At 42.6% G+C, this 23,624-nt stretch carries 22 protein-coding genes; 5 read left to right on the top strand and 17 right to left on the bottom strand.

What is annotated here, in order from left to right; genetic code table 11:
• The first annotated feature begins 144 nt into the window (after positions 1-144).
• Positions 145-1,164 (top strand): alpha/beta fold hydrolase, encoded by a 1,020-nt coding sequence (locus MHB85_RS16215; RefSeq protein WP_341073228.1) that lies wholly within the window; start codon positions 145-147, stop codon positions 1,162-1,164.
• Positions 1,165-1,419: 255 nt separating this feature from the next.
• On the opposite strand, the gene MHB85_RS16210 is transcribed toward MHB85_RS16215, so the two are convergent.
• The 5 genes from MHB85_RS16210 to MHB85_RS16190 all read right to left on the bottom strand — a co-directional run bounded on the left by MHB85_RS16210 (position 1,420) and on the right by MHB85_RS16190 (position 7,830).
• A complete protein-coding gene (locus MHB85_RS16210; RefSeq protein ID WP_179198704.1) occupies positions 1,420-2,460 on the bottom strand; it encodes an NADH:flavin oxidoreductase in 1,041 nt (346 codons plus the stop codon).
• Between the two features lie 205 nt (positions 2,461-2,665).
• The gene (locus tag MHB85_RS16205; protein ID WP_105598890.1) at positions 2,666-3,241 is read right to left on the bottom strand and encodes a TetR/AcrR family transcriptional regulator; all 576 of its coding nucleotides are present in this window, start codon (positions 3,239-3,241) and stop codon (positions 2,666-2,668) included.
• Between the two features lie 260 nt (positions 3,242-3,501).
• Complete coding sequence (locus MHB85_RS16200) at positions 3,502-4,065, bottom strand: GNAT family N-acetyltransferase (RefSeq protein ID WP_210108268.1); 564 nt, start codon at positions 4,063-4,065, stop codon at positions 3,502-3,504.
• A 330-nt stretch (positions 4,066-4,395) separates the two neighbouring features.
• On the bottom strand, positions 4,396-5,559 hold the full coding sequence (locus MHB85_RS16195) for an MFS transporter (RefSeq protein ID WP_341074234.1): 1,164 nt from the start codon (positions 5,557-5,559) through the stop codon (positions 4,396-4,398).
• 408 nt (positions 5,560-5,967) lie between these two features.
• Complete coding sequence (locus MHB85_RS16190) at positions 5,968-7,830, bottom strand: beta-glucoside-specific PTS transporter subunit IIABC (RefSeq protein WP_341073227.1); 1,863 nt, start codon at positions 7,828-7,830, stop codon at positions 5,968-5,970.
• A gap of 267 nt (positions 7,831-8,097) precedes the next feature.
• On the opposite strand from MHB85_RS16190, the gene MHB85_RS16185 reads away from it, so the two are divergent.
• On the top strand, positions 8,098-8,850 hold the full coding sequence (locus MHB85_RS16185) for a MurR/RpiR family transcriptional regulator (RefSeq protein ID WP_192131424.1): 753 nt from the start codon (positions 8,098-8,100) through the stop codon (positions 8,848-8,850).
• A gap of 92 nt (positions 8,851-8,942) precedes the next feature.
• On the opposite strand, the gene MHB85_RS16180 is transcribed toward MHB85_RS16185, so the two are convergent.
• The 3 genes from MHB85_RS16180 to MHB85_RS16170 form a co-directional block, all read right to left on the bottom strand.
• Entirely contained in the window at positions 8,943-10,121 is a 1,179-nt protein-coding gene (locus MHB85_RS16180) for an MFS transporter (protein WP_105598886.1), read from the bottom strand.
• 133 nt (positions 10,122-10,254) lie between these two features.
• Positions 10,255-11,679, bottom strand: a complete 1,425-nt coding sequence (locus MHB85_RS16175) for a glycoside hydrolase family 1 protein (RefSeq protein ID WP_341073226.1) — start codon at positions 11,677-11,679, stop codon at positions 10,255-10,257.
• A 305-nt stretch (positions 11,680-11,984) separates the two neighbouring features.
• On the bottom strand, positions 11,985-13,496 hold the full coding sequence (locus MHB85_RS16170; protein ID WP_341074233.1) for an FAD-dependent oxidoreductase: 1,512 nt from the start codon (positions 13,494-13,496) through the stop codon (positions 11,985-11,987).
• Positions 13,497-13,661: 165 nt separating this feature from the next.
• Between MHB85_RS16170 and MHB85_RS16165 the strand changes: the two genes are divergently transcribed.
• Positions 13,662-14,231 carry a TetR/AcrR family transcriptional regulator gene (locus tag MHB85_RS16165; protein WP_076327468.1) on the top strand — a complete coding sequence of 190 codons (570 nt, stop codon included), beginning with the start codon at positions 13,662-13,664 and terminating at the stop codon, positions 14,229-14,231.
• 298 nt (positions 14,232-14,529) lie between these two features.
• Here MHB85_RS16165 and MHB85_RS16160 read toward each other — a convergent pair whose 3' ends face one another.
• From MHB85_RS16160 to MHB85_RS16145, 4 genes are all read right to left on the bottom strand, one after another.
• Positions 14,530-14,958 carry a nuclear transport factor 2 family protein gene (locus tag MHB85_RS16160; protein ID WP_341073224.1) on the bottom strand — a complete coding sequence of 143 codons (429 nt, stop codon included), beginning with the start codon at positions 14,956-14,958 and terminating at the stop codon, positions 14,530-14,532.
• A gap of 522 nt (positions 14,959-15,480) precedes the next feature.
• Entirely contained in the window at positions 15,481-16,182 is a 702-nt protein-coding gene (locus tag MHB85_RS16155) for a hypothetical protein (protein ID WP_192131432.1), read from the bottom strand.
• A gap of 128 nt (positions 16,183-16,310) precedes the next feature.
• The gene (locus MHB85_RS16150) at positions 16,311-17,693 is read right to left on the bottom strand and encodes a sensor histidine kinase (RefSeq protein ID WP_341073223.1); all 1,383 of its coding nucleotides are present in this window, start codon (positions 17,691-17,693) and stop codon (positions 16,311-16,313) included.
• Positions 17,694-17,734: 41 nt separating this feature from the next.
• On the bottom strand, positions 17,735-18,442 hold the full coding sequence (locus MHB85_RS16145) for a response regulator transcription factor (RefSeq protein WP_091021014.1): 708 nt from the start codon (positions 18,440-18,442) through the stop codon (positions 17,735-17,737).
• A 158-nt stretch (positions 18,443-18,600) separates the two neighbouring features.
• On the opposite strand from MHB85_RS16145, the gene MHB85_RS16140 reads away from it, so the two are divergent.
• Positions 18,601-18,858 (top strand): GlsB/YeaQ/YmgE family stress response membrane protein, encoded by a 258-nt coding sequence (locus MHB85_RS16140; protein ID WP_091021013.1) that lies wholly within the window; start codon positions 18,601-18,603, stop codon positions 18,856-18,858.
• Positions 18,859-18,982: 124 nt separating this feature from the next.
• Here MHB85_RS16140 and MHB85_RS16135 read toward each other — a convergent pair whose 3' ends face one another.
• A complete protein-coding gene (locus MHB85_RS16135) occupies positions 18,983-19,642 on the bottom strand; it encodes a TetR/AcrR family transcriptional regulator (RefSeq protein ID WP_210108262.1) in 660 nt (219 codons plus the stop codon).
• A 130-nt stretch (positions 19,643-19,772) separates the two neighbouring features.
• Here MHB85_RS16135 and MHB85_RS16130 point away from each other — a divergent pair, with 130 nt between their 5' ends.
• Positions 19,773-21,341, top strand: a complete 1,569-nt coding sequence (locus MHB85_RS16130) for an FAD-dependent monooxygenase (RefSeq protein WP_341073221.1) — start codon at positions 19,773-19,775, stop codon at positions 21,339-21,341.
• Between the two features lie 137 nt (positions 21,342-21,478).
• Here MHB85_RS16130 and MHB85_RS16125 read toward each other — a convergent pair whose 3' ends face one another.
• From MHB85_RS16125 to MHB85_RS16110, 4 genes are all read right to left on the bottom strand, one after another.
• Complete coding sequence (locus tag MHB85_RS16125; RefSeq protein ID WP_341073220.1) at positions 21,479-22,111, bottom strand: histidine phosphatase family protein; 633 nt, start codon at positions 22,109-22,111, stop codon at positions 21,479-21,481.
• A gap of 90 nt (positions 22,112-22,201) precedes the next feature.
• Entirely contained in the window at positions 22,202-22,555 is a 354-nt protein-coding gene (locus tag MHB85_RS16120) for a hypothetical protein (RefSeq protein WP_244660924.1), read from the bottom strand.
• A complete protein-coding gene (locus MHB85_RS16115; protein ID WP_244660908.1) occupies positions 22,458-22,850 on the bottom strand; it encodes a pentapeptide repeat-containing protein in 393 nt (130 codons plus the stop codon). The genes MHB85_RS16120 and MHB85_RS16115 overlap by 98 nt, the downstream gene beginning before the upstream one ends.
• A gap of 170 nt (positions 22,851-23,020) precedes the next feature.
• Positions 23,021-23,569: a hypothetical protein gene (locus MHB85_RS16110; RefSeq protein WP_192131442.1), complete on the bottom strand. Its 549-nt coding sequence runs from the start codon at positions 23,567-23,569 to the stop codon at positions 23,021-23,023.
• Positions 23,570-23,624 lie beyond the last annotated feature (55 nt).

Here is a 23,624-nt window from a genome sequence, read left to right as displayed (position 1 = left end):
CCGATGATCCCCCTTCATCTTTCAATTTTATTGAATACTATCTTGAATTATATTCACTTTTATTGAGGGTAACACAGCTCTATACTCAGTACAAGAGATCACAGTGAACATGTGGTTTTTCATTTTGAAGGGAGCTATTATACGATGGATTATGAAATTTTTAATTTGGGTGATGTACTCTTACAATCAGGAGTGACGTTACCAAACGCTTTTCTTGCTTACAAAACTTACGGAAAATTAAATGAACAGAAGGATAATGTTATTGTCTATCCAACAGCTTTTGGGGATCAGCATGTTCAGAATGAATGGCTTATTGGCAGTGGGATGGCACTGGATTCAGAGAAATATTTTATTATCGTTCCCAATTTGCTGGGGAATGGACTCTCTTCCTCTCCCAGTAACACGCCTCTTCCATTCGATCGGGCTAACTTTCCACAGGTAACCATCTATGACAACGTTCGATTCCAGCACCAACTGCTGACCGAAAAATTCGGTATTCAAAAGATTGCTCTCGTCGTCGGGTGGTCGATGGGAGGCATTCAGGCATTTCAATGGGGGGCAAGTTACCCGGAGATGGTCGAACGAATCGCACCTTTCGGAGGCATCGCCAAACCTTGGCCACACACATTTGTGGTCCTAGAAGGCGTGAAAGCTTCCCTGCTATCTGCAGTTGGCTTCGACTCAAGTAAATTAAACCAACTAAGTTCGACAGACATGCGTGCCGTTGGTCGGGTCTATGCAGGATGGGGACTATCACATGCGTTTTATAGAGAAGAGCTTTACCGTGAGATGGGATTTGACACATTGGAGGATTTTGTAGCTGGTGTCTGGGAAAATAGCTTTATGAATATGGATCCGCATAATGTTCTGGCCATGTTATGGACAGGTCAACATGCAGATATCAGTGCAAACCCCTCCTATAACGGAGACTTTGATAAAGCACTTCATAGCATAAAAGCTTTTGCCTGTATCATGCCCGGAAGCACGGATCTCTTCTGCACTGCGGCCGATAATGAATACGAAGCTAAGCGTATACCTAATGCTGTCTTGAAACCAATCCAATCGATCTGGGGCCATTTTGCTGGTCGTGGAATCAACAGTGCCGATAATCAATTTATTGATGACAATCTAAAACACTTGTTGTCACTTAACACTAATGAATAGATCGTCACTTGCATGGGATGTCTGTCAGGCCTAGCAAGATTCCCTGTTCTGCTCTAAACAGTGCAATTTTCCATTTAGATACCTGTACCTCTGCCAGTCTCATTTCTATGGCTTTCATCTTTAGTTCCACCGGATAACTCACTCTGGTTGCTATTACAAATACACCTCCAAGATGATCTCCCTATCTTACGACAAGGTTTCATTCTCTTGAAGGTGTGTTTGATTAATATATATTCCTAATGATTATAACTACAATTAAGTAAGTACAGTCATCGCCTCTCTTGTAAATGGAACCAGATCACCAGTACGTCCTTCTTGAATTTTCTTAGCCCATTCAGGGTCGACCAGAATAGCACGTCCAACAGCAACCAGATCAAACTCATCATTCTGAAGTCGTTGTACCAATCCCTCGATACCGACGTTACTTGCGCCTTTACCTTCTGTGAACAGACTTGTAAAGTCACCATCAAGACCAATCGATCCAACAGTAATTGTTGGTTTGCCAGTCAGTTTTTTGGTCCATCCAGCAAAATTCAGATCAGACCCTTCGAATTCCGGTTCCCAGAAACGGCGTGTGGAACAGTGGAAGATATCAACTCCAGCTTGAACCAACGGTGCGAGAAGCTGCTCCAGTAATTCCGGTGTTTCAGCCAATTTAGCCTGATAATCATCTGTCTTCCACTGAGATAAACGCAGTACAATAGGGAATTCCGATCCCACTACTTTACGGCAAGCCTCAATCACTTCAACTGCAAAACGTGTGCGAGCCATCATATCTCCACCATAACGATCCGTACGAGAGTTGGTTTTCTCATACAGGAATTGGTCGATCAGATAGCCGTGTGCTCCATGAATTTCAACACCATCGAACCCAACGCGTTTCGCTTCTGAGGCTGCTTGTGCGAATTCCTGAACGATTGTTGCAATCTCAGCTTCCGAATAATCATTAACATGACCCTTGGCTCCCATATGCCAGATCTGTGGAATAATTCGACCGCCAGCTTCATGTACTTCAGATACAACATGTGCCCAACCATTCATTGCAGCTTCGCCATAAAAGTGCGGCACATTGGCTTGATTGGATGCATCCGGATGATTAATTATTGTCCCTTCTGTCACAATAAGCCCCACTGCGTTCTCTGCTCTGCGGCGGTAATAGCCCGCAACATTCGAACCCGGGATACCGTCCGGAGAAAATTGACGCGTCATCGGGGCCATCACGATCCGATTGGATAACTTCAAGTGACCTAACTCTATAGGTTGGAACAATGCTTCTACGGATTGAGAATAATTCATAATAACCTCCACAAATTTTGTTTTATATAAATTGACCTAGGAGATGTTAAACAGCAACCAGCCTGGTTAACAGCTAGACGTTACTTCCAAATGAATCAATACACGCTTTTTATCGAAAAGCCCCACCTCCTTCAAGGTTTCGTGGTGGTTTAATCCGCCTTCAATTATTTTTGACTTTGTAGTCAAGAATTTCACAAAAAAAAGATCAAGACATGATCATGCCAAATGAAATACGCAGAACCGTCTCGATCTGTTCACGGGATGAACCTGATTTCTCCATAACTCTCACACCAAGAATGGTGTTATTTAGGTAAGATGCAAGCTCTATACTCGTATACCGGGTGGAAATTAATTGTTGTTTCTGGCCACTACTTATGATCTTCTCTAATACCAGTTGAACCTCTTCTACCATGAGCTCAGCTTCGCGTGTGACCTGCTCGTCATCTGTTCCGAATTCGAGTGATGCATTCACAATTAGACACCCTTGGCAGCCAGTTTCATCGTCTAAAAGGGAATATCGTAAGGCATCCAGTTTATCAACGGGAGACGAATCCAGGGCTTCAATCTCTTTCAGTTTCGCTATAACCTGTTCACGGTAAAGTGCCAGTGCCTTCAGGAACAACGATCGCTTGTCTTTAAAAACACAGTACAAACTTTGCTTTTTGACTCCTGTAGTACGCGTAAGGTCCTCATAAGAAGTCGCTTTGAAGCCTTGATTCCAGAACACTTCCATAGACTGGTGTAATACACGATCGACATCAAATTCTCTTGGTCTGCTCATGGGATTAATGTATCAGTTATTGACCGTGCAGTCAAGAACTGATCGTTTTACATCCTGTTTGAAAGAGGATAGTCACAATGGATAAACATAAAATTTTATATTTTATATAAATGAACAAAAGCACCGATCCTCCCCAAAGTTTGAAGACTGGTTCTTCATATGTCCGTTTTTAATGGTCCTTACATTAAACTAAACACAAAAGAGAATGGTGCTATATTTAACTTGACTCTATTCATTTCCACAACTCCATTGAATGCGGTCTAACTCTTCCGGTAAGCAACCTTGTGAAAAGCATTGATATAACGAAACAGTGCTTCACCATCGTCAGGCACATGCGTATTTGTATCCAGTGGCAGCATCATTGCCTGATACGGCTCTGGCACCATTCTATATTGATGGACATAGGAGGTTAGGATGAACCCGTTGCGTTGCCAGAACTGAATGCGTTCCTGATGAGCCTCCGTTGTCCCGAACTCCGCCTCGATAATCATACCTTTGATCCGGTGTTCCCTTAACGCCCAGGCTCTGAGTTGCTCTAGCATCCAGGTCCCTATGCCCCACCCACGCAACTTCTGTTCAACCGCAAGGTAATCGATGATCAGGATGCGCTCCGCAACCTTCCCCTCCAGTCCAGTAACAGCCATCGCAACCACTTCTCCATGATGCACGCCCGTGTGTAAATAACCAATCTTCCGGTCCAGCATACTGCGCAGAATCGCTTTTGTCTTAGCGCCGCTTTGAAAAGCCTCATGATAGATTTGCTCCATCCGCGCCCACAATGCTTCATCCCACTCCTCTATAGTCGTAAACTCTAATTCCAGCATCTTATTCGCCTCCAGCGTTAATTCAGATTTTCGTGATCACCCTTCTCTTGCCTGACGATAGGCTAATACAGTCATTATACTTTTTATGAATTTTATTACAAACCTTCAACATCAGATAACAATGAATAAAACAAAAAATGCTGTAATAGTGACTTCAATGGCAGTATGTTATCGTCCCGCGACATTTGTGGTGGTGTAACTATTGATTGTCTCGGGTTGGATACTGACCAAGTCATCAACTAGAAAATGTAGGATATTTCAGACTTTATTACTCTTTAAGGTTAATGAGTTATGAATTATAACAATAAGAAAGATAATACAAGTGTTTATTTATTGCAAAGATTGTTTCGTTTGTTTTCTTTTAGATAGAGAGTTATCAAGCAGCGTTGTTACGATGCCAATCACAAGGGCAAGCGCACCGATCCATGGAATATAGTTCAACAAGTTGTGGTTGACAGCAATACCCCCGACACCAGCTCCGGCAGCCATTCCAACTTGTCCAATCGCGCTATGCAGACTCAGTACAATGCCAGAAGCGGCAGGAGCGAGACTTATAAGCTGAAATTGGATCGGCGTACCTGAGGACCAGGCTACTAGTGCCCAGAAAATAAGTAATATATATAGAAGAAATATGGATTGGCCTATAAACGGGAACAACAGTAATACAATGGCATGGAGTATCATTCCACCAGCTAGGGTACGGAATGTACCCCATTTATCTGTACTGAGTCCTCCTATTTTGGAACCAATAGCACTGGCAATACCAAATATAAACAGGGCTACCGTTACACCTTGATCACTCATGTTAAATATATTTAGGAGATACGGCGAAATGTACGTAAATAAAATGGAATATGAACCTAACCACACGAACGTAATCAGTAACGCTGCTGCAATACGGGGTTGCATAATGAATGTAAACTGATCACGCAAAGGAACCGCTTTTTCAGCAACGACTTTAGGTATGATCAGCAGCGCTAGGCATAAGAGAATAAGTCCGGCTACTCCAAGACCAATAAAGATAATGTTCCAATCATAATGGGAAGCTACAACCCTGCCTATAGGTACACCGATAACTAATGCCGTACTATTTCCCATGATAACAGTAGCAATTGAACTGCCTTGTTTGCCTGGAGCAGCCAAAGCTGCAGCAAGAGTAAGGAGCGTAACCTGAATAACACCGGCACTAAGTGCTGAAATAATTCTAGCTACGATAAGCATCTCATATCCTGTGATCGTTGCAATTAAAATGTTAACAACAGAGAATACCGTTAATGCATAAACTAAGAGCTTTTTTCGGTCTAATTTAGATGTAAAAGCAATTAAGAAAGGAGTCCCTGCACCAAAAGCTATAGAGAACACAGCAATGAGCTGTCCAGCAGAAGAAACTGAAATGTTGCTAGATTCAGCTACTTTGTCCAGGATTCCGGCAATAACATATTCTGATGATCCATTAAGAAAACTAATTACAGCTAATAAATATATTTTCCACATATTTTTCAACAATTGCACCTTCTTATTTCTGTATTTCTAGAAAAATAGATATATTAAATATTCTCAACCAGATACTATTGAATTAGTAGCTAGAGACTTTCCCACAGAAAAACAGCCCCTAAGCGAATGGTTAGATTCATTTGTGTTCCACCTTTCAGTGTTAAATCCATAAGAGATTCTCATTTGCATAACTTATGTTACTTTTATTGTTCAAATAAATATATACCTTTCAGCCTTTTAGTTTGAATTAACATGAGATCACATTTGTTACTCAAATGTTACGCAGTGTTTTGTATCAGCTTAATATTATGTAGAAGGAGTTTTTTGGGTTTTGCTATGCAACATCAAGACAAAAACGACAGTATTCCAAAGATGCTTTGGAACACTGTCGCTATGGATATAACCAGATTAAACTTTGACTGTATACATCCATTCTTTTTCAAGAATATTGGTACGACCAGCTGATTCCACATCGGTATATTGATGCATATTCGTAATAATGACCGGCGTAATCATGTTGTAACCCGCTTTTTCAATCTCTTCACGGTCAAATTCCATCAATAGGTCGCCTACGGATACTTTTGCTCCAGCCTGTACCTTTGGCGAGAAAAATTGGCCTTTCAACTTTACCGTATCAATCCCAATGTGAATGAGCATCTCTGCGCCAAGATCACTTACGAGACCAATAGCGTGACCACTCTTAGAAACAGAGAATACTGTGCCGTTAACTGGGGAAACTGCACGTCCTTCTGCAGGTTGAATGGCAAATCCTTTACCCATCATTTCTTCTGAAAAAGCAGGGTCTGGAACCAGGCTAAGTGGCTTAACTTCCCCACTGATAGGGCTGAATATTTGTTCATCCTGTAATTTAGTGTCTTCAGTTACTACAGATATAGTTGCAGACGTTGCTGATGGTGCAGGTACCTCTTCCTGGAAGCCCAGAATATAAGTAATGACGCTAGCGACAACGTATGCAATCAAAGCAGCAATTAGTGCATAGAGCAGGTTGCTAATGTCTGGACCGACATATGAGGCAGCTCCCGGAAGACCTACAGTGCTAATGAAATAGGCTTTAACCGAAAAGGCTCCCAGAAACGCTCCAGCGACTGCGCCCCCAATGAGCGCTGCAATAAATGGTTTTTTGAATTTCATGTTAATTCCGTACATGGCTGGCTCCGTAATTCCCATAAGAGCGGTCAGTCCTGTAGAATATGAAAGTGATTTGGTTTGGGTATTTTTAGACTTGAAGCCCACACCAAATGCGGCACCACCCTGGGCCATATTAGCTGCGAACATTAATGGAACGATAAAATCGTAACCAAGTGTTGCAATCGAACCAACTGCAAGCGGCAACAGTGCGTAATGCATGCCAGTAATAATCAGTACAGACATCGTGCCACCAATTAAAATACTTGCAAAAATGGATGCGTTATCAAATAACCATCTGATACCCCCAGATAAACCGTTTCCAATAATGCCACCCAGTGGCCCGATCGCGATCAAGGTTAGTGGTACCATAATAAGTAACGTTACAGTGGGTACAACAATCATTTTGAGTGAAGCATGCGTAATATGGTCTATAGCTCTCTCCACGTAAGCAGAGATCCAGATTGCAATGACGATGGGAATAACCGATGATGCATAGGATGTAGCAATAACTGTAATGCCTGCAAACGATGTATTACCCTCTTGAAACAAGGCTGTAATGGTTGGGTGCATAAGACCAGCCGCTAATGCAGCTCCCACATAAACATTGCTACCCATTTTCTTCGCAGCACTAACGGCCAGAAGAATAGGCAGGAAGTAGAATGCACCATCGCCAACGGCGGATAAAATGATATAGGTTGAGCTTGTATTCGTCATCCAACCAAGAGCCACCAGAATGGACACGATCCCTTTGATCATACCTGCGCCAGCAATTGCTGGCAGGATTGGCGTGAACATGCCCGAGATGAAGTCAAATAATGCGCTGATCGGATTCCTTTGTTTCTTTCCACCTTTTGGAGCACTCTCTGCGTTAGGCTTCATGCTCATATTGGTCACTAGTGCTCTGTACACTTCGGAAACTTCATTGCCAATAATCACCTGAAACTGTCCACCGTTTTCCATTACACCCATAACGCCAGGTGTGTTTTTTAACGTTGTTCTGTCTGCTTGATTGTTATCGTTTAGATTGAATCTGAGTCGAGTCATGCAGTGTGTAACTTGATCGATATTCTCTTCCCCACCAACCAGTTTGAGAATATCTTTAGACAATTGTTGTTTATCCATGTTGTAAGGCTCCTTCGACGTATAATAAGGTATTCTCTGACCATGGACGCGTCTAGCCAGTTATAATGGAAGTGCGAAACATATGTTATAACGTCATGTTACTCAGAACAGAAAAGAAAATATATATGATTTAAGTGTTTAGTTTCCTTTGACACGAGATGATTTTTGTTACAAAAATGTAACACGTTGTTTTTTAAACATAGGTAATGTATACTGCCTAAGCAGGTCACCTATTATTTTTATTATGGTCTAAGGGAGTGCATATCCATGTTCACCAGTGAGCAAATCTCATCCTATAACGAATTGGAACTATCTTTATATAACTATATTTCTCAGAACATGGAAAAAGTGGCGTACATGCGTATCAGAGAACTGGCCGATGAAACTCATGTATCTACAGCCAGCATTCTGCGATTTTGCAGAAAGAATCAATGTGAGGGATTTTCCGAATTTAAAGTAAAACTTAAGATGCTCGTTTCCCAACAAGATAAACTAACGAAGCAGGAGTTGAAAAGTCCACATCATGCAGTGTATGAGTTTTTTGAACGTTCTCAAGCTCCTGAATTGGAGGAGAAAATTCGGACGGCAGCAAAGTTAATTGCTAATGCCAGTAGCGTTATTTTTATTGGTATCGGGAGCTCCGGAATAATAGGAGAGTATGGAGCCCGATTTTTCTCAAATCTAGGGATCTGTTCCGTGTACATAAAAGATCCTCATTACCCCATCCATACCAGAATTCAAAAAGACAGTGTTACGATTGCATTATCTACGCGAGGTGAAAACCCGTTTGTGCTACCTTATCTCCAACGGATCAAGCAGGAGAAAAATAAAATTGTGGCGATAACGAACGATCGCCAATCCACCATGGCTAAAATATCAGATGTAAGTATCCCTTATTATGTAAAAGAAGAGTATTACGAATCCACGAACATCACCACTCAGGTTCCTGTTACTTTCCTGTTGGAATGGCTGGGACGAGAGGTTTTCAAAGAAATGGTAAATACAGAATTGGAGCTATGAGAAAGAACTCGATCTCTCTATAAATAAAGACCAGAAAGAGAGCCTTTTGGGCTCTCTTTTAAGTCACTATGGCTCTCGATCGGATGAGTACGTTAGACGCTTTCCATTACTTTTTTCCTTCGTGTTGCTGCAATTTGCGTCATAATCATTAGAATGATGATTACAATCATTCCAATCATAGCAGGTGTGAAACTATTGGAAGCATCATGAATCCAGCCTAGCAATATTGGACCCAGCGCTCCAATAACATACCCGGCAGATTGCTGCATCGCTGACCAGGAAGTTGCATCGTTCACATTGGTTGTAGAATCAATCGGTAACATCAGGTTTAAGGTGAACAAGCCCCCTGCTCCGACTCCAAAGAGTACAACGGAAACCATCGGTATGAAATTCATCATCAATAAAATCAACCCAACAATCATGAACAGAGATTCACCAACCATCCATACTCTTCTTGAAGGAAAGTTCTTCAATAATACTGGAAGGACAAAGCTAATCGGGATTTGGATGACAACAAATATGGTCAGACAAAGCGTTGCATAGGATTTGCTATACCCCATTTCCTGAATCATTAACGGGAGCCACGCTGTAAAAGAATAAAACAACATAGCCATTAATCCAAATGAAAGCGTAAGCGTCCATGCGCTTCTATTTCCCCAAGGAAGTTTAATTATCGGACGTTCTTTTATTTCACTCACATTAGCATTAGCAGATTCAGATCGAGGCTTCACCATGATCCACCAAATGATCGCTGCTACAAAGGCAATGACTGCCCACCCTCCTACTGCTATCTGCCAAGAGTTGAAGTATGTCTTTAAGGGAATCGATACCATTGAACTGACCGCAGCCCCTAAAGTGATTGCAATACTATAGAGTGCAATCATAGATGGAACATGATCGGGAAAATACTTTTTAATAAAACCTGAAGTTAACGGGCCGATCGAAGCGATCCCGATACCTACGATCAATGCTGATAAAAGTAAAACGGACGTAGACTGTGTAAATAGCCGAGTAGCTATTCCGATTCCGACCACGATCAGGGAATATCCTATGATTCGTTCTATTCCCCATCTCCCACTTGCTTTGACGGCAAAAGGTGAAAATACGCCCATACATAGTACAGGTATTGAAGTTAGCAAACTGGCTAGTGCAGCGCTCATCCCCAGATCCTCCCGAATCGTATCTAGCAGCGGAGATATGGAATTAATAGCCGGGCGCAAATTCAATGTAGCAACAAATAAAGCAATAATTAAAAACATTTTTCTTCTCATCTTCTACTCCCTAATCGTTCAAATATCAATTATTAGACTAAGAAAGAGCCGCTGACTGGCGGCCCTTTCTTAGTTTTATTCTGTAGGCCTTTAAGCTGATCTGTATTCAACAATGTTCCAACATTAGCACCTGCTACTCACGAAACAAGCTGCTCCCGTTGCTCTGAATGACATCTTTATACCAGTGGAAGGACTTCTTACGATAGCGTTCCAATGTTCCTGAACCATCATCATGACGATCCACATAGATAAAGCCGTACCGTTTTTTCATTTCTGCAGTTGTTGCACTAACCAAATCAATACAACCCCATGATGCATATCCGATTAATTCAACACCATCTTGAATGGCTTCAGCGACTTGAAGCAAGTGCTCCTTCAAATATTTAATGCGATAATCATCAATAACGGTTTTATTACCATTTTCGTCCGTGATCAGTTCATCTACGGCTCCTAATCCATTTTCAACGATGAACAATGGCTTCTGATAACGATCATACATTGCATTCATGATGTACCTTAAGCCTTTGGGGTCGATCTGCCAACCCCAATCACTCGCAGTCAAGAGCGGATTAGGAACACCACCAATCAGGTTTCCTTCTCCTTTAATTTGCTTGGCAGGATCAGCCGTTTCGCAACTACTTTGATAATAGCTAAAGGAAATAAAGTCAACGGTGTTTTTCAAAATTTCTTCGTCGCCAGGCTCGAAATGAATGGTAACTCCGTTATCTTTCAAATAACGTTTCATGTAACCTGGGTAATAACCACGCACGTGAACATCCGTAAAACCTGTGTTCTTATGATCCGCTTCCATCACTTTGATCATATCATTAGGGTCAGGAGTCAATGGGTAAATCGGCATAGCAATGACCATACAACCAATTTTGAAATCCGGGTTAATTTCATGCCCAATTTTAACCGCCATTGCACTTGCAACAAACTCGTGGTGAACCGCTTGGTACAGGGCCTGTTTGCTAATTTGATCCTTATGCGTGTTAATCCCGCCACTTGCAAACGGGTGTTCAAGAATCGAATTAATCTCGTTAAATGTGAGCCAATACTTCACTTTGCTTTTGTATCTCTCAAAAATGGTTCGCACATATCGTTCATAGAAATCGACCATTTTTCGATTCGCCCAGCCATCGTATTCCCTAACGAGATGTAGAGGAGTCTCATAATGAGAGATCGTAACTAGAGGTTCAATCCCGTATTTCCGGCACTCGTCAAAGAGGTTGTCGTAAAATTGTAGACCTTTTTCGTTTGGCTCAAGTTCATCCCCTTTCGGGAAGATTCTGGACCAAGCTATAGACGTACGAAAAACTTTGAAACCCATTTCTGCAAGGAGTTTAATATCTTCTTTATATCGGTGATAGAAGTCAATCGCAAATAACTTCATATTATCCTCTGTTGGTTCAATCGTCGGAGGTGTCTGAATGCCGTTTGGCATGATATCCTGAATGGAAAGTCCTTTTCCGTCTTCTTGATATGCACCTTCAATTTGGTTTGCAGAGACGGAACCTCCCCACAAAAAACCATTCGGAAATTGAAATGTTTGACTCATTTGGTAAGCCACCTTTCTTTTAAACCTTGAGCGGATCTGGATATAAATGAATCTCGCTTTATCGGTTTTTTATCATGTATTTGTTTTCACAACTTATGTTACATAGATTAATGCATAAAATACATGTTATTTCGTATTTAGTACAAGGTATCAGAGATTCACATTTGTAACATAAAAGTAACGTAGTGTTTCATTTTTTTAAAGGATTGTTGCATGTTAGCTCAAGGGTAACTGTACTTCTAACACGCCATCATAATAGACACAAAATAAAAAAGCCGTCAAAATGACGACTTCATCATGATAAGTTATCCATTAAAAGAGGCAGGCTCAAGTGTTTCCAGCAGTTTCTTAATCTCTTCATCATATTCCGGTTGGAATAATGGAATGATCTCATCTAATTTTTGCTGGAACAAATCCGAATCCTGGACACGAAGCGCTGCTCTTAATTCAATTTCTTCTTCTGAACCATTGTCGTTTAGAATCATGTCCAGGACATCCGCTTTGAAATATTCACTTGGAGGAAGGATCAAAGCATTCATTAGGAATTGCATAAAAAAGAGATGGTTATCTTTTTCCTGATCTGCTTTTTTCATCGCTTGCTTCGTAAATAAGTTGATATATTTCTGAGCAAAATCCACTCCTTTCAGTTCATAAGGCCCACCATGTTCTACCCCTCTCCAACGCAGGTCAGCCACGGAACTAAGCCACCAAGCCGGATCGATGGCCTGCTGCATACGAAGCAATATGTTCCGTTCAAACTGCGGATCGGGATGCAATCGCTGTGCTTCCAAAGACTTTCCTATAGTCTCAGCTTCGATAGCAGCAACGGTGATACCTTGTCCATGAATAGGATCAAAGCTACAAAATGCATCACCAAGGACGAGTAAACCAGAGGGCCAATCTTCCATGAGTTCAAAATGCTGACGAACAGACTCGGAAATACGGTACCCCCTAGGCCCTTGCAATGGCTCCAACTGCTCCATTAACTTCACAATTTTATCTGAAGCAAATAGATGCTTGATTTGATCTTGAAACTCTTCGGGCTGAGTGGACGGATACTCATCTCCTCCAGCATTGAAAAGAATGAGTCCAGCGATATCATCCTCAATGCGCGTAAATATGCCTGCACGAATACCTTGCTCAGGATCTGAATCAGACATCACCCATTCGTTCGGAATGGAGGATTTAATGTTGTAATAACGGGTGCTATAACCAAGAGATACCTTTAGCACTTCTGGTTCTGGCACATTCAACCCTAATTTATCAAGCCACCTAATCAATTTGGAAGAACGTCCTGAAGCATCAATAACCATATCCGCTGGAAGTTGGTCTTTCCTTTTTTCACCGCTTCTTTCTTTGGTATAAATGCCTGTAACAGCATGCTGGTCTTCAGATACGATGAGTCCAGTAACTTCCATACTTGTTAAGAAGCTTATATGAGGGATATTTTGGATTCGTTTGCGCAGCACCCATTCCAGCAAAGCTCTGCTGCACGATGCAATTTTAAATGAAGAAGGATCCTCATTGTTAACTAATGTACCGTATCGATTAGTAACTATAAGCTTCTCATCGTGTGAAGAGATCGCTCCCAATGCTATCAATTCGTCATTGTATCCTGGGAAGTAATGTTCCATAATCAGCGCGCCGCGTGGTTGTACGCGGTGTGGATGAAAAGATTGAGGTACACCCTGTCGGTTATTTGGCTCCGAAGGGAATTCATCCCTTTCAATCACACATACTTCCTCATAATAATCAGCTAACATTCTTGCAGTAATTAATCCAGCAATCCCTGCTCCGATCACCACAGCTTTTTTCATGTCGGACACCGAAGATTCATCCTTTCTAGAAATTAGATTTTAATCTACACTTGTTGAGAAATCAAAATATTACTTATAATACCAATATATAATCAAAATTTCTTTTATAGTAAGAATCAATATAGGGATGGTATATAGTTAAACTACGATATGGAAGTGGTGTAGATGAAAATCAATGAAAAAAAGCTTGATTTAAGAGTTGCCCGGACTCATAAATTGTTAATTACGGCCTTTAGAGATCTGTTATCTGAGCAAGGCAAGCTATTCAGCAATATCACGATTAATGAGATATGTGACAAAGCGATGGTTCATCGTACAACGTTTTACAAACATTTTGAGGATAAATTTGCGCTGTTATCCGCTACCCTCACGTGGGTTCTTCAGGATTATTTACAAATGAGTATAGAAGATCGGCTTCGGCAGCCCTTGCAAAGCCTATCTAGATTCATGTTGGAGAATTTACTGGAGCCAATTGTTCAAAACCAGAAGAATGACAAGGGATTTACTGACTTTTTCAAAAACTATATCGGAGATATATCCAGAAGAGATTTTCTGGAACTAAAAAGAAGAGGAAAACCATTTTCACCTCCCATAGAACTCTTAGCCGAATATCATTCAGGGGTCATTAGTTTACTTGTGACGTGGTGGATATATCATCTTGAAGAAGATGTTACGGCAGAACAGATGGATGAGTATTACTATCAAATGGTTAACGAGAAAATCATGTTAGACTAACATGAAGCTCACTCTACGCTACGCACACAGAAAAATTATCCTTTATGACATATTTTCACCAGAATAAGAAGGTATCTTATAGTTGAGATAAAATAAAAACCGATGGGCATTTTACTTATGTAAAGTCCCATCGGTTTCTTTAGTTTTAGGATAGTTCGGTTGAAGGCCACAGATGCTGTGAATCTAAAGTATAAGTCGATAAAATTATGCCTACTGATCAAAAAAATGGGTTACTATGTAGCAAATCAGCAATGGTCCTTACCAGAGGCCTATGAAGTAACAACCACCTATATTCATCTTACGAGTTATATTCATTGTAAGCATCTTCAGTCGTCTGCACGTTCTTCAGATACACAATCTGCCCTGACTCGTTCACACGCATAATATCTATACCCGCCTTCGCATACACCGTGCCATCTACTGCTTGCCCGCATACTGCCCAGTTAGTTCGATAACTGCCGTCGGGCTGAAGAACCCATGCATCCCACATATGTTTAATGTCTTTATTGTATTCATAAAAAGTCTTAATAACCACCTCGAATCCTGTACGACTGCTACCGTTTGAAACAATTTCAGCATTCTGCGTGAACAGGGATAACAAATCCTTCATAGCCCGGTCGTCAGTGCGAGATGCATCAAACAAGCGAAAATAATTATTTAACATCGTGATGTTTGCATCGGTGTTCAGTGAATTGTTAGTATTGCCAGCGGTTGCTGTATTGGGCATGTTATTACCTCCTGTATTGTCTATACTGTCTTACGCAGTACAGTTTCAGTTCGAATATTTTCGAACTGTTCGGCCTGAAAAGAAATATATCACACTTCCCACATAGCTGCAATACATAATTCGAAAATTTTCGAACAATAAAAAGAGGTTGAAAATGCTAGTATCTATCTTATGAGAACTCTAAGAATTCCCTACAGGTTCGGAGAGAGGTCAATCGAGGGTACCGTTTGTTCGAGGTTGATCTTGTGCAGAAAACGGACGGGAAGCTTGTAGCCAGACATGATTGGTCGCAGAAGCTACAGCCGGATTTAGCCGCTCATCGCGGACGAAACGTAACAAAGTTTCAGTTTGCAAACTCGCTAATCATGGGTTGCATTTGCCCAAGCAGCGCTTCATTTAAAAGTCCTAAAATGAAGTTAACCCTCAATACTCCTTTTCAGGATGTAAGAGGGTTAACTTTCATTTTATACATGTGTTAAAGGTGAATCGAATGAATGGCTTGCCAACATCGATCACTAAATATTAGTCCAGAAGGCTGAAGATCTGAATGCTCTCTACCTTGGCATCCTTGATATGAAACGACATCACATCCACATAATTGGATGGCTCGTAACGGAAGTCATCCTCCTCATCAGGGGCTCCATCACCAAGCAGTTTCCCCTCAGGGTATGCGTTTTTGAGTGTATCCAGGCTATCTCCTGCTTTAATGTTTCGCACTGTCGCGTACTTAGGATCTGTGATTTCGATATGAAAGATGGAGTCTTGTTTCCCCTTCGGTATACTGATTGTTTTAATCTCCAGACCAGGATACGTGTACACTTTTTCCGTAAAACCGATTAAGTTATCCATATTTGTTCCATCGTCGGCACTGTACGTATGAGATTTCAGGTTATCCGGTTTGCCCAGCATCTGTTCCATCTGATCTTCATTCGCTGTATCCGAAATCGCAATGGTGTGCTCATTATAGACAAAAGCAAGTTCCTTCAGCACCACATTGCCTTCCTTCTCCATCGAACCTTCTTTAATAGCTTCAGTACCCTTTTCTTCAGAACTTCCGGAAGCAGGCGCAGTAGCATTTGTTGCACCTTCGCCTGTGTTCTGTTCATTTGCAGTGTTCTGTCCGGTTGCTGGCGATGTAGCTTCACTGGATTGACAGCCCGTTAATGCCACCGTTAGTAAAGCACCTAGTACGATAAAACTTGCAGCTTTGTTTATCAATTTCATCATGATCCCTCCATAAATGTGTGATTTGTTCTTATGAAGTGATTATAAATAAAACATTTGTTAGTCTCATAACAGAAATGTACCAATCTTGTAACGTTACCTATTTAGGCTTGGGTTTAGATGCAGGTCTACGCACGAGGCAAAACAATTGTAACGGTTGTCCCTTTTCCCACTTGACTTTCGATGTCGATATATCCATTAAACCGCTCTACAATCTCTTTGCAAATGGAAAGTCCAAGACCTGAACCGTTTGCTGTACTTGCATTTTTCGCCCGGTAAAAGCGTTCCTGCACTCGCTCCAGCTCGTCGCCCGCGATGCCTATGCCTTGATCACGTATCCGTATAACTACCTCACTTGGCGTATGTTCCAACTTCAATTCGATCAGCGATGGACTGCCTGAATATTTGATGGCATTGTCTACAAGGTTGGCGATCGCATGGGACATCAGCATTGGATTCACGTTGGCGTGCACTCTTGTCGTACCCTCATCATCCGGTTCTTCCTCCGCCTGACTAACTCTGATCTCGATCCCTTTATCCTTAGCCTTCGCTCCCATATTCATTACAACTTGCTGAATTAGTTCGTTCATTTCGGTCTTCTCGACTTCCAAATCGTTAGAACCAGCCTTATCGAATCGGGATAGCAACAACAGTTCATTAATCAAGCGGGTGAGCCGATCCGATTCCTGCAACAGATGAGCATAGATTTTTTGCAGCTCCTTGTTCTTGGTCTCCCCTTCAACCAAGTATTGAGAGAAACCACGAATGGCTGCCAAGGGTGTTTTTAACTCGTGAGATACGTTGGAGACAAATTGTTTCTGGTACTGAATGTAATCATGAAGCTGCCGCCCCATGGAATCCAGCCCATCTGCCAGCATGCCCAGCTCATCCTTCCGTTTTAGATGAACTCTCCGAAACTCCTGTCTGGAGAAACTTTGCGCAGCGCCAAGCAGTATCTTAATCGGCTTGGTTGTGTTGCGCGCAATCCACAGGCTGGATAACGTAATCAGCACAATAAATCCGCCTGCACCGACAAACAGGATATAACGAATTTGATCCATGATCGCATAAAAGTAGGAAATGTCATCCACGAATTCATACACATAAGCGTTTTCGTAGAACTGATCCTGAATGGGCGTCGCAAAATAAAGCAGATGATCTTCCGTGACGGTGTAGGCATAACTGCCGCTTAGTGCTTTCTCAATATTTTTGTCAAAAATAAGCGGTTTGCCATCATTAATGATGATGCCATCCACAGCTAGGCCCAGCAACTGCTTGGAGCTGTCATAGATACGTACTTCCTTGCCTGAAGCTTTCAGCTTCTCCAGAGCAAGTCTGACAATTTCCTTCGTCTGGGGCTCTCCTGACGAGGACCTATGCTGTGCCAACACCTCACGGAAGGACAACTCCGACAGATCTGCCTTCTCCATCATCTGTTTCTCAATGGTAACGAAGCTATAGTAATCGATAGCTTTATTTACCGCAAAAATGATGATGCCAAAAGACAGCACGGAGAAAAATAAATAATTCAGCAGTAACCGGGTTGCATACTTCAGGCCTCGCCACCTCCAAGTTGATAGCCAAATCCATAGATCGTTTTGACGTACTTCGGTTCGTCAGCGTTATCCTCGAGCTTCTTCCGTAATCGCATGATGGTCATATCCACACTGCGACTGTCTCCCATAAAGTCATATCCCCATCCAATCTGCAGCAGCTCATCCCGGGTATAGATTTTGTCTGGCCTTTTGAGTAACGTTTCCAGTATTTTGAACTCTTTGGCCGTTAAAGACACGGGTACACCGTTTTTAAGTACCCTGCGGCTTTCCAGATCAAATGTCAGCTCTTCATGAATGATGCGTGTAGATTTCACTTCTGTCCCTTCACTCGATTCCTCCTTACTCTCGTTTCTTCTCAGAATCACCTTGATCCGAGCGAGCAATTCACGATTGTCAAAGGGTTTGGTCATGTAATCTTCCGCCCCTAGCTCTAGTCCGAGCACCTTGTCAATTACCTCATTTTTGGCAGAGAGCATGATCACAGGAATGGCACGTTTTCCGGTAATTACCTTACACAAGTCATAACCGGAGCAGTCTGGCAGCATCAGGTCTAGTACCACTAAATCGGGTTGAAAAGAGTCGAGCAGCTGCAGGCCCGTTTTGCCGTCCTCTGCGGTCTGCACATCATAGTTTTCTCGCCTTAGCACCAGCTCAATTAAATCTCGAATTGCGATTTCATCATCAATGACTAGGATTTTCTTCAAATGTACAAGCACCCCTATCTAGCTTGTTCTCCAGCTTCAATCATATATTAACCCATATTAGCACAGACGCTTTAGATTCCTCCACCAACAGGAACATGAGGTATATTCCAACGAACCCAACATAACTTGTATTAAACCCGAAGAAAGGAGAACAATCCATGGATCTGCTCTGGGTACTCATTGTTGGTGGACTTATTGGTTGGTTAAGCGGCAACTTGATTGGGCGAGACGTACCGGGCGGTGTACTTGGGAACGTTATTGCGGGTTTTATCGGTTCCTGGTTAGGAACGGAATTGCTGGGACCAAGGGGACCGGTGATTGGCGGATTTCATATTATTCCAGCCATTGTTGGCTCGGTTATTGCCCTGCTCATCTTCTTCGCTCTGGCACGCGGCGGAGCCTTCCGAAGACGTTAACAAAGAGAGGCGGAAACCGATCCCGTGGTTTATTAGTACGGTATAAACATAAAAGGACCGAAAGTATTCATCGATAGAAGATGAATGTTTACAGTCTTTTTTTTATTTTTGAACAAAATCGCATTCAGTATGATGGTTGATCTTCCTTTTGAACGCTACGAGGCGCATAAGCGCAAAGAAAGACACGCACCCCTTCAGTGATGATACGTTTGGTTTGTTCCTCTTCCAATGCCTCTGTTTTTCTGGGTTGATTAAATACCAATAAAAACGTTAATGCAGCGAAGTGCTTTGTAGCCATTTCAGGATCGGGCACATGGAGCAATCCGGTTTGTCCAAACTCTGTAAACCTCTTGATAATCCCCTCTTCAGTGGCATTATCCAGCCTATCAAAAAACGAGTCTGGCAGGTTGGCGGTTTCCACCATAACCAGACGGATCAAAGCCATGTAATCGGACGAACCGTTCGCAGAAGCTACGATTTGTTCGCAAAATAAGATGAGCGCCTGCTGCAGATCCTCGAATTCCAAGAGGTGATCTGAAATCCCTTGCTCAATCATGTCAAGAACCGCCAAACTGGATTCTTCAACAACGGCAAGCAGTAGATTCTGTTTGTCGCCATAATAATCATAAACTGTCCGTTTGGAAACTCCCGCTTTAGCTGCGACCGCATCGACGCTGGATCGATCAAACCCATCGGAAAGAAACAGGTCTCGTGCTGCCGCAATAATTTTAGCTCTTTTGTCTGAAGAGCCTTTGCGGATTTTCTTGTTTTCCGTATAATCCATTCTTACGTTGCCCCCTTATAGGTATACCACCAGAAATTGATTAGAGTTCTGTTCTGTTTACAAACTACACTGCACGGTGTAGTATAACAAATGTAGCATATCAAATCAATGATCAAGGAGGATTCTATTCATGAATACCAAGCCGTCTTTTGTTGATGTTCTTATTGTCGGGGCCGGTCCTACAGGGCTTACCCTTGCCTGTGATCTGGCCCGTCGAAACATCGACCATCGTATTATTGAACGAAGCTCCTTATTTAACGTTGCTTCTCGCGCCAAAGGAATACAGCCTCGCTCGCTTGAAGTTGTGGATGATTTGGAGGCCGTCCACTACATTATTGACACAGGTGTTGTGGATTTGCCTGTTCGTTATTATACCGCAGATGGCAGGAGTGTGGACAAGCCGTCTATTACCGTTGCAGCCAGCCCCGAACTTGAAACACCCTATCGCGATCCGGTCTGGATTGCTCAATATGATGTAGAAAAAGCATTGCGCGACCGATATGCAATGCTTGACGGTCAAGTTGAGTTGGGCATGGAAGCCATAAGTCTTGTTCAGGATGAGGATGGTGTAACGATAAACGTGAATTCACCACAAGGAGAAGAGCAAATTCGCGCTCGTTATGTAGTTGGCGCTGACGGGGGCAAAAGCAATATCCGCAAGTTTATTCACTTACCGCTGGTTGGGGAAACACACGATCAAGAGCGATGGTATCTTGGCGATGTACGATTGGAAGGGTTAGATCGTGACCATATCCATATCTGGACTTCTTCGGAGGGGATGATCGGGGTGACGCCGCTGCCAAAATCCGATATTTGGCAACTGCAGGCTACAATTCCGGAAGACATCGAAGAACCAGAGCAGCCTTCGCTAGAGGCGTATCAAGCCATGTTTGATCGTCGCGCAGGGGCCGGACGTGTTCGGCTTACGGCTGCTTCCTGGCTGTCCATCTACCGGGTGAACGTTCGTATGGTTGAATGTTACCGCAACGGCCGGGTCTTCCTTGCCGGCGATGCTGCTCATGTTCATTCGCCGGCCGGTGGTCAAGGCATGAATACGGGGATGCAGGACGCGTACAATCTCGGCTGGAAGCTGGCGGATGTGATACGAGGAGCGGACACCGCCTTACTCGACACGTACGATGAGGAGCGCCGCCCAGTGGCTCAAGCTGTTCTTGAGGACAGCACGAAGAAGATGGGAGTGGTCATAGGAACGGCGACTGAAGGCGGAGGGTTGTCCCAGACTTTGAGCACCATATCCGACGATCTGACGAGTGGACTACTCATTTCCTATCGCTCAAGTTCGCTTACCCGTCGTTCTGCTCGAACAAATGCTACCCGTTCATTTCCTGGGGATCGTGCTCCTAATGCTACGGGCCTGCAAGGTACCGGATTTGCAGGAAGTCTCTTTGACCTACTGCGAGGCCAACACTGGACGCTTTTGGCTTTTGCAAACAGCGTCGATCCTTCGCTGAAGAACTTCACCAACAACGAACTCCACATACATTATATTCTGCCATCCAACGTGGAGAGGGCAGCGGAAGGTTTAATAGACACAGCAGGTAATGCCTATCGAATTTACGATGTAACAAGTAAAGAACTTGTATTGATTCGTCCTGACGGATATATTGCAATGCGTACCTCCATTGATGATGCTTCATCAATTTCGAATTACTTGAATTCCATATATCGGGCAAACTGATTTGGACAAGACCAGCGGGAAATAAGATAAATACAAGAGGAAATCAAAGAAGGGCAACTTTTGTCACCAAAAGCGGCCCCTCTCTTTTTACTTCAATCCATTTTTTTAAATTTTCCTTTTGAAATACAATCTTTGATCTAATTTGACACTCCGGCTAGCTGTAAAACATCTTCTAATGTCAATTTCCCAATAACCTCATACCCTTTTTGATCTCCCAGTGGTTTTAGAATAACGGTCTCCATGCTCGCAAGTTCTCCTACTCCTATCCCGGGAGGAAAAGAGTGGGCTATAATTACTCTGTTAACATGAGTCGGAGGTATTTGTTCAATTTCATTTGTAAATGCTTGCAATGTACTATTTATTTTTTCAGTGCTCGGATTTTGACTGAGATTATATATGTTTAACCAGAAATCATTTACTTTTACCTGTTGTGTATCAAAAGCAATCTGAGCCGTTTGGAGGGTTCTACATAAAGGACTTGCTTCTACAGGTATTTGGAGGGGAATGTTTAATTTACGGATAGCCTCGCCATATTTTTCAGCTTGTTCCTTTCCCAATACACTTAAATTCCGCTGCGTAGTGCAATCTGTTAGACTAAAGTTTTGTTGATCTGCCCCTACAGTTGCATCTCCATGTCGGATATAAAGGATGTATCCGCCTTTTTGAAGATCTTTTATGAGAGAAGATCCGGTAATCTCTGCTCCCCAGGCACTATAAGTTGTTCCAAGCAACAGAAAAAAACAGGGTATCAAAATGAATAATCGGAACATTTCTCTTCCACCTTTTTTCTTCTACACTCCCCATTATTGCGATAACTTATACAGCGCGCTTCATCATTCTACGGAATCGTTCGAGAAAATCTACGCCATGTTACAATCCAGACTACTGAAAAATCGTTCAACCAAAACATCACCATATATTTTCTTCATATGGGCTGTGTTAAAAATATATTGTTCCATAGGCTCAAGCCTGCGAAGACAGCGTACCAGTACCTTCCGATCATCTTCAGATAGATTAGGGTCATCGTCTATCTTCATCAAAGCATTTTTCACACGTGCGGATATCTGTTCAACATACAGATGATTTTTGGATTTTGACGGAATACATTGTGTCAGGTCACTTGCTGGTAAAGGAACAATTGACGATATTCGCCGCTTGTAAAATCCGGTCATTGAATCTACATTTATAAAAAGTACAGTCGATAAACGTAGCATTCTCCAATGTCATCCCTCTCATATCGCAGGAGGAAAATTCGCAATTGGTGAAAACAGCTTCGTCTTTGGCGATGCCAACAGAGCGCAAGTCGGAACGAATAAATGTACAATGATCAATCGTACTACCGGCAAAAAATCTCGCATTTGTAAGATCGCAGGTATCAAATATAAGATGTTGCAGGTTACAGCTCCAAAATATGGGTGAACCAACATTTGAGTTGATTATGGTCGTACCGCCTATCGTTTCGTGTTCGTACCTGACAATATCAGAAAATAATTCGCTGTTTACTGACATATTAGACTCAAGTCTTCTCACCCCTATCACCCTATCAGTCCCTCGACATGAATTGTTATTACTAATATATGTTCCCTAATTTGAGCTAGGAATGGAACGCCCCTCCATGCTTGGTCTCAGTCCTACCATGGGTGTGCAGACAAGCGTGGGTGCTTCTTTTTTTGATTTCTTCAGGGAGCAAAAACCTCCGGGTAATCCTTTCGCCAAGCGCCGATACATCCAACTAAACAGGCAGTATAACATGTCATTGCACTGTCGTCCTCGTTCTTTTCATACTCAATGGCGACATTTATGCCGGATTCACGCCAAGCCAGAAACGGACCGCTGCCCCCGAGCCATTCCCCTTCTTCATACAATGCAGGTTGACCGTATTCACGAATCAACATATCTGGCGTTGAGTTCATTGTCATTCCGGCAGGAAGCTGTCCTGGAAACGGGGTATGGATTCGGTCATCCGATCCAGGAGCAAGAAAATGGACGGCGCCGATTATCCATTCATCCGTGTTCAGATCGTCACGTCCAGTCAGTTCATGAATTTTCGGTGAGCGATAAACGTCTAGGCGGATAGATGACTTTACAGACCAAATAATGTCGTCACTAAAATAATCACTCGCCTTCGGCATACGTTTGACACCGAAGGATTGCAATACTTGTTGAACACGCCTGGACTCATAAGGCTGACCTAGCATGGCAATGAGGTGTTCAGATGGTTCTTTCATGGATAGTGACACACCTTTCTCTTTGCTCAAGCACATCCAGCTTTGGATACATCAT

Origin of the sequence: Paenibacillus sp. FSL K6-4396, from assembly GCF_038002525.1 — a bacterium.
GTDB lineage: Bacteria > Bacillota > Bacilli > Paenibacillales > Paenibacillaceae > Paenibacillus > Paenibacillus amylolyticus_B.
This window is presented reverse-complemented; position numbering and strand designations above follow the sequence as displayed.

Bases quoted from the DNA above. Each gene is read 5' to 3' on its own strand.
- MHB85_RS16135 (WP_210108262.1), bottom strand. From the start codon at position 19,642: ATGGATTATACGGAAAACAAGAAAATCCGCAAAGGCTCTTCAGACAAA.
- MHB85_RS16140 (WP_091021013.1), top strand. From the start codon at position 18,601: ATGGATCTGCTCTGGGTACTCATTGTTGGTGGACTTATTGGTTGGTTA.
- MHB85_RS16205 (WP_105598890.1), bottom strand. From the start codon at position 3,241: ATGAGCAGACCAAGAGAATTTGATGTCGATCGTGTATTACACCAGTCT.
- MHB85_RS16155 (WP_192131432.1), bottom strand. From the start codon at position 16,182: ATGAAATTGATAAACAAAGCTGCAAGTTTTATCGTACTAGGTGCTTTA.
- MHB85_RS16190 (WP_341073227.1), bottom strand. From the start codon at position 7,830: ATGGATAAACAACAATTGTCTAAAGATATTCTCAAACTGGTTGGTGGG.
- MHB85_RS16165 (WP_076327468.1), top strand. From the start codon at position 13,662: ATGAAAATCAATGAAAAAAAGCTTGATTTAAGAGTTGCCCGGACTCAT.
- MHB85_RS16210 (WP_179198704.1), bottom strand. From the start codon at position 2,460: ATGAATTATTCTCAATCCGTAGAAGCATTGTTCCAACCTATAGAGTTA.
- MHB85_RS16160 (WP_341073224.1), bottom strand. From the start codon at position 14,958: ATGCCCAATACAGCAACCGCTGGCAATACTAACAATTCACTGAACACC.
- MHB85_RS16215 (WP_341073228.1), top strand. From the start codon at position 145: ATGGATTATGAAATTTTTAATTTGGGTGATGTACTCTTACAATCAGGA.
- MHB85_RS16185 (WP_192131424.1), top strand. From the start codon at position 8,098: ATGTTCACCAGTGAGCAAATCTCATCCTATAACGAATTGGAACTATCT.
- MHB85_RS16125 (WP_341073220.1), bottom strand. From the start codon at position 22,111: ATGTTCCGATTATTCATTTTGATACCCTGTTTTTTTCTGTTGCTTGGA.
- MHB85_RS16110 (WP_192131442.1), bottom strand. From the start codon at position 23,569: ATGAAAGAACCATCTGAACACCTCATTGCCATGCTAGGTCAGCCTTAT.
- MHB85_RS16195 (WP_341074234.1), bottom strand. From the start codon at position 5,559: ATGTGGAAAATATATTTATTAGCTGTAATTAGTTTTCTTAATGGATCA.
- MHB85_RS16200 (WP_210108268.1), bottom strand. From the start codon at position 4,065: ATGCTGGAATTAGAGTTTACGACTATAGAGGAGTGGGATGAAGCATTG.
- MHB85_RS16175 (WP_341073226.1), bottom strand. From the start codon at position 11,679: ATGAGTCAAACATTTCAATTTCCGAATGGTTTTTTGTGGGGAGGTTCC.
- MHB85_RS16170 (WP_341074233.1), bottom strand. From the start codon at position 13,496: ATGAAAAAAGCTGTGGTGATCGGAGCAGGGATTGCTGGATTAATTACT.
- MHB85_RS16115 (WP_244660908.1), bottom strand. From the start codon at position 22,850: ATGTCAGTAAACAGCGAATTATTTTCTGATATTGTCAGGTACGAACAC.
- MHB85_RS16120 (WP_244660924.1), bottom strand. From the start codon at position 22,555: ATGCTACGTTTATCGACTGTACTTTTTATAAATGTAGATTCAATGACC.
- MHB85_RS16130 (WP_341073221.1), top strand. From the start codon at position 19,773: ATGAATACCAAGCCGTCTTTTGTTGATGTTCTTATTGTCGGGGCCGGT.
- MHB85_RS16180 (WP_105598886.1), bottom strand. From the start codon at position 10,121: ATGAGAAGAAAAATGTTTTTAATTATTGCTTTATTTGTTGCTACATTG.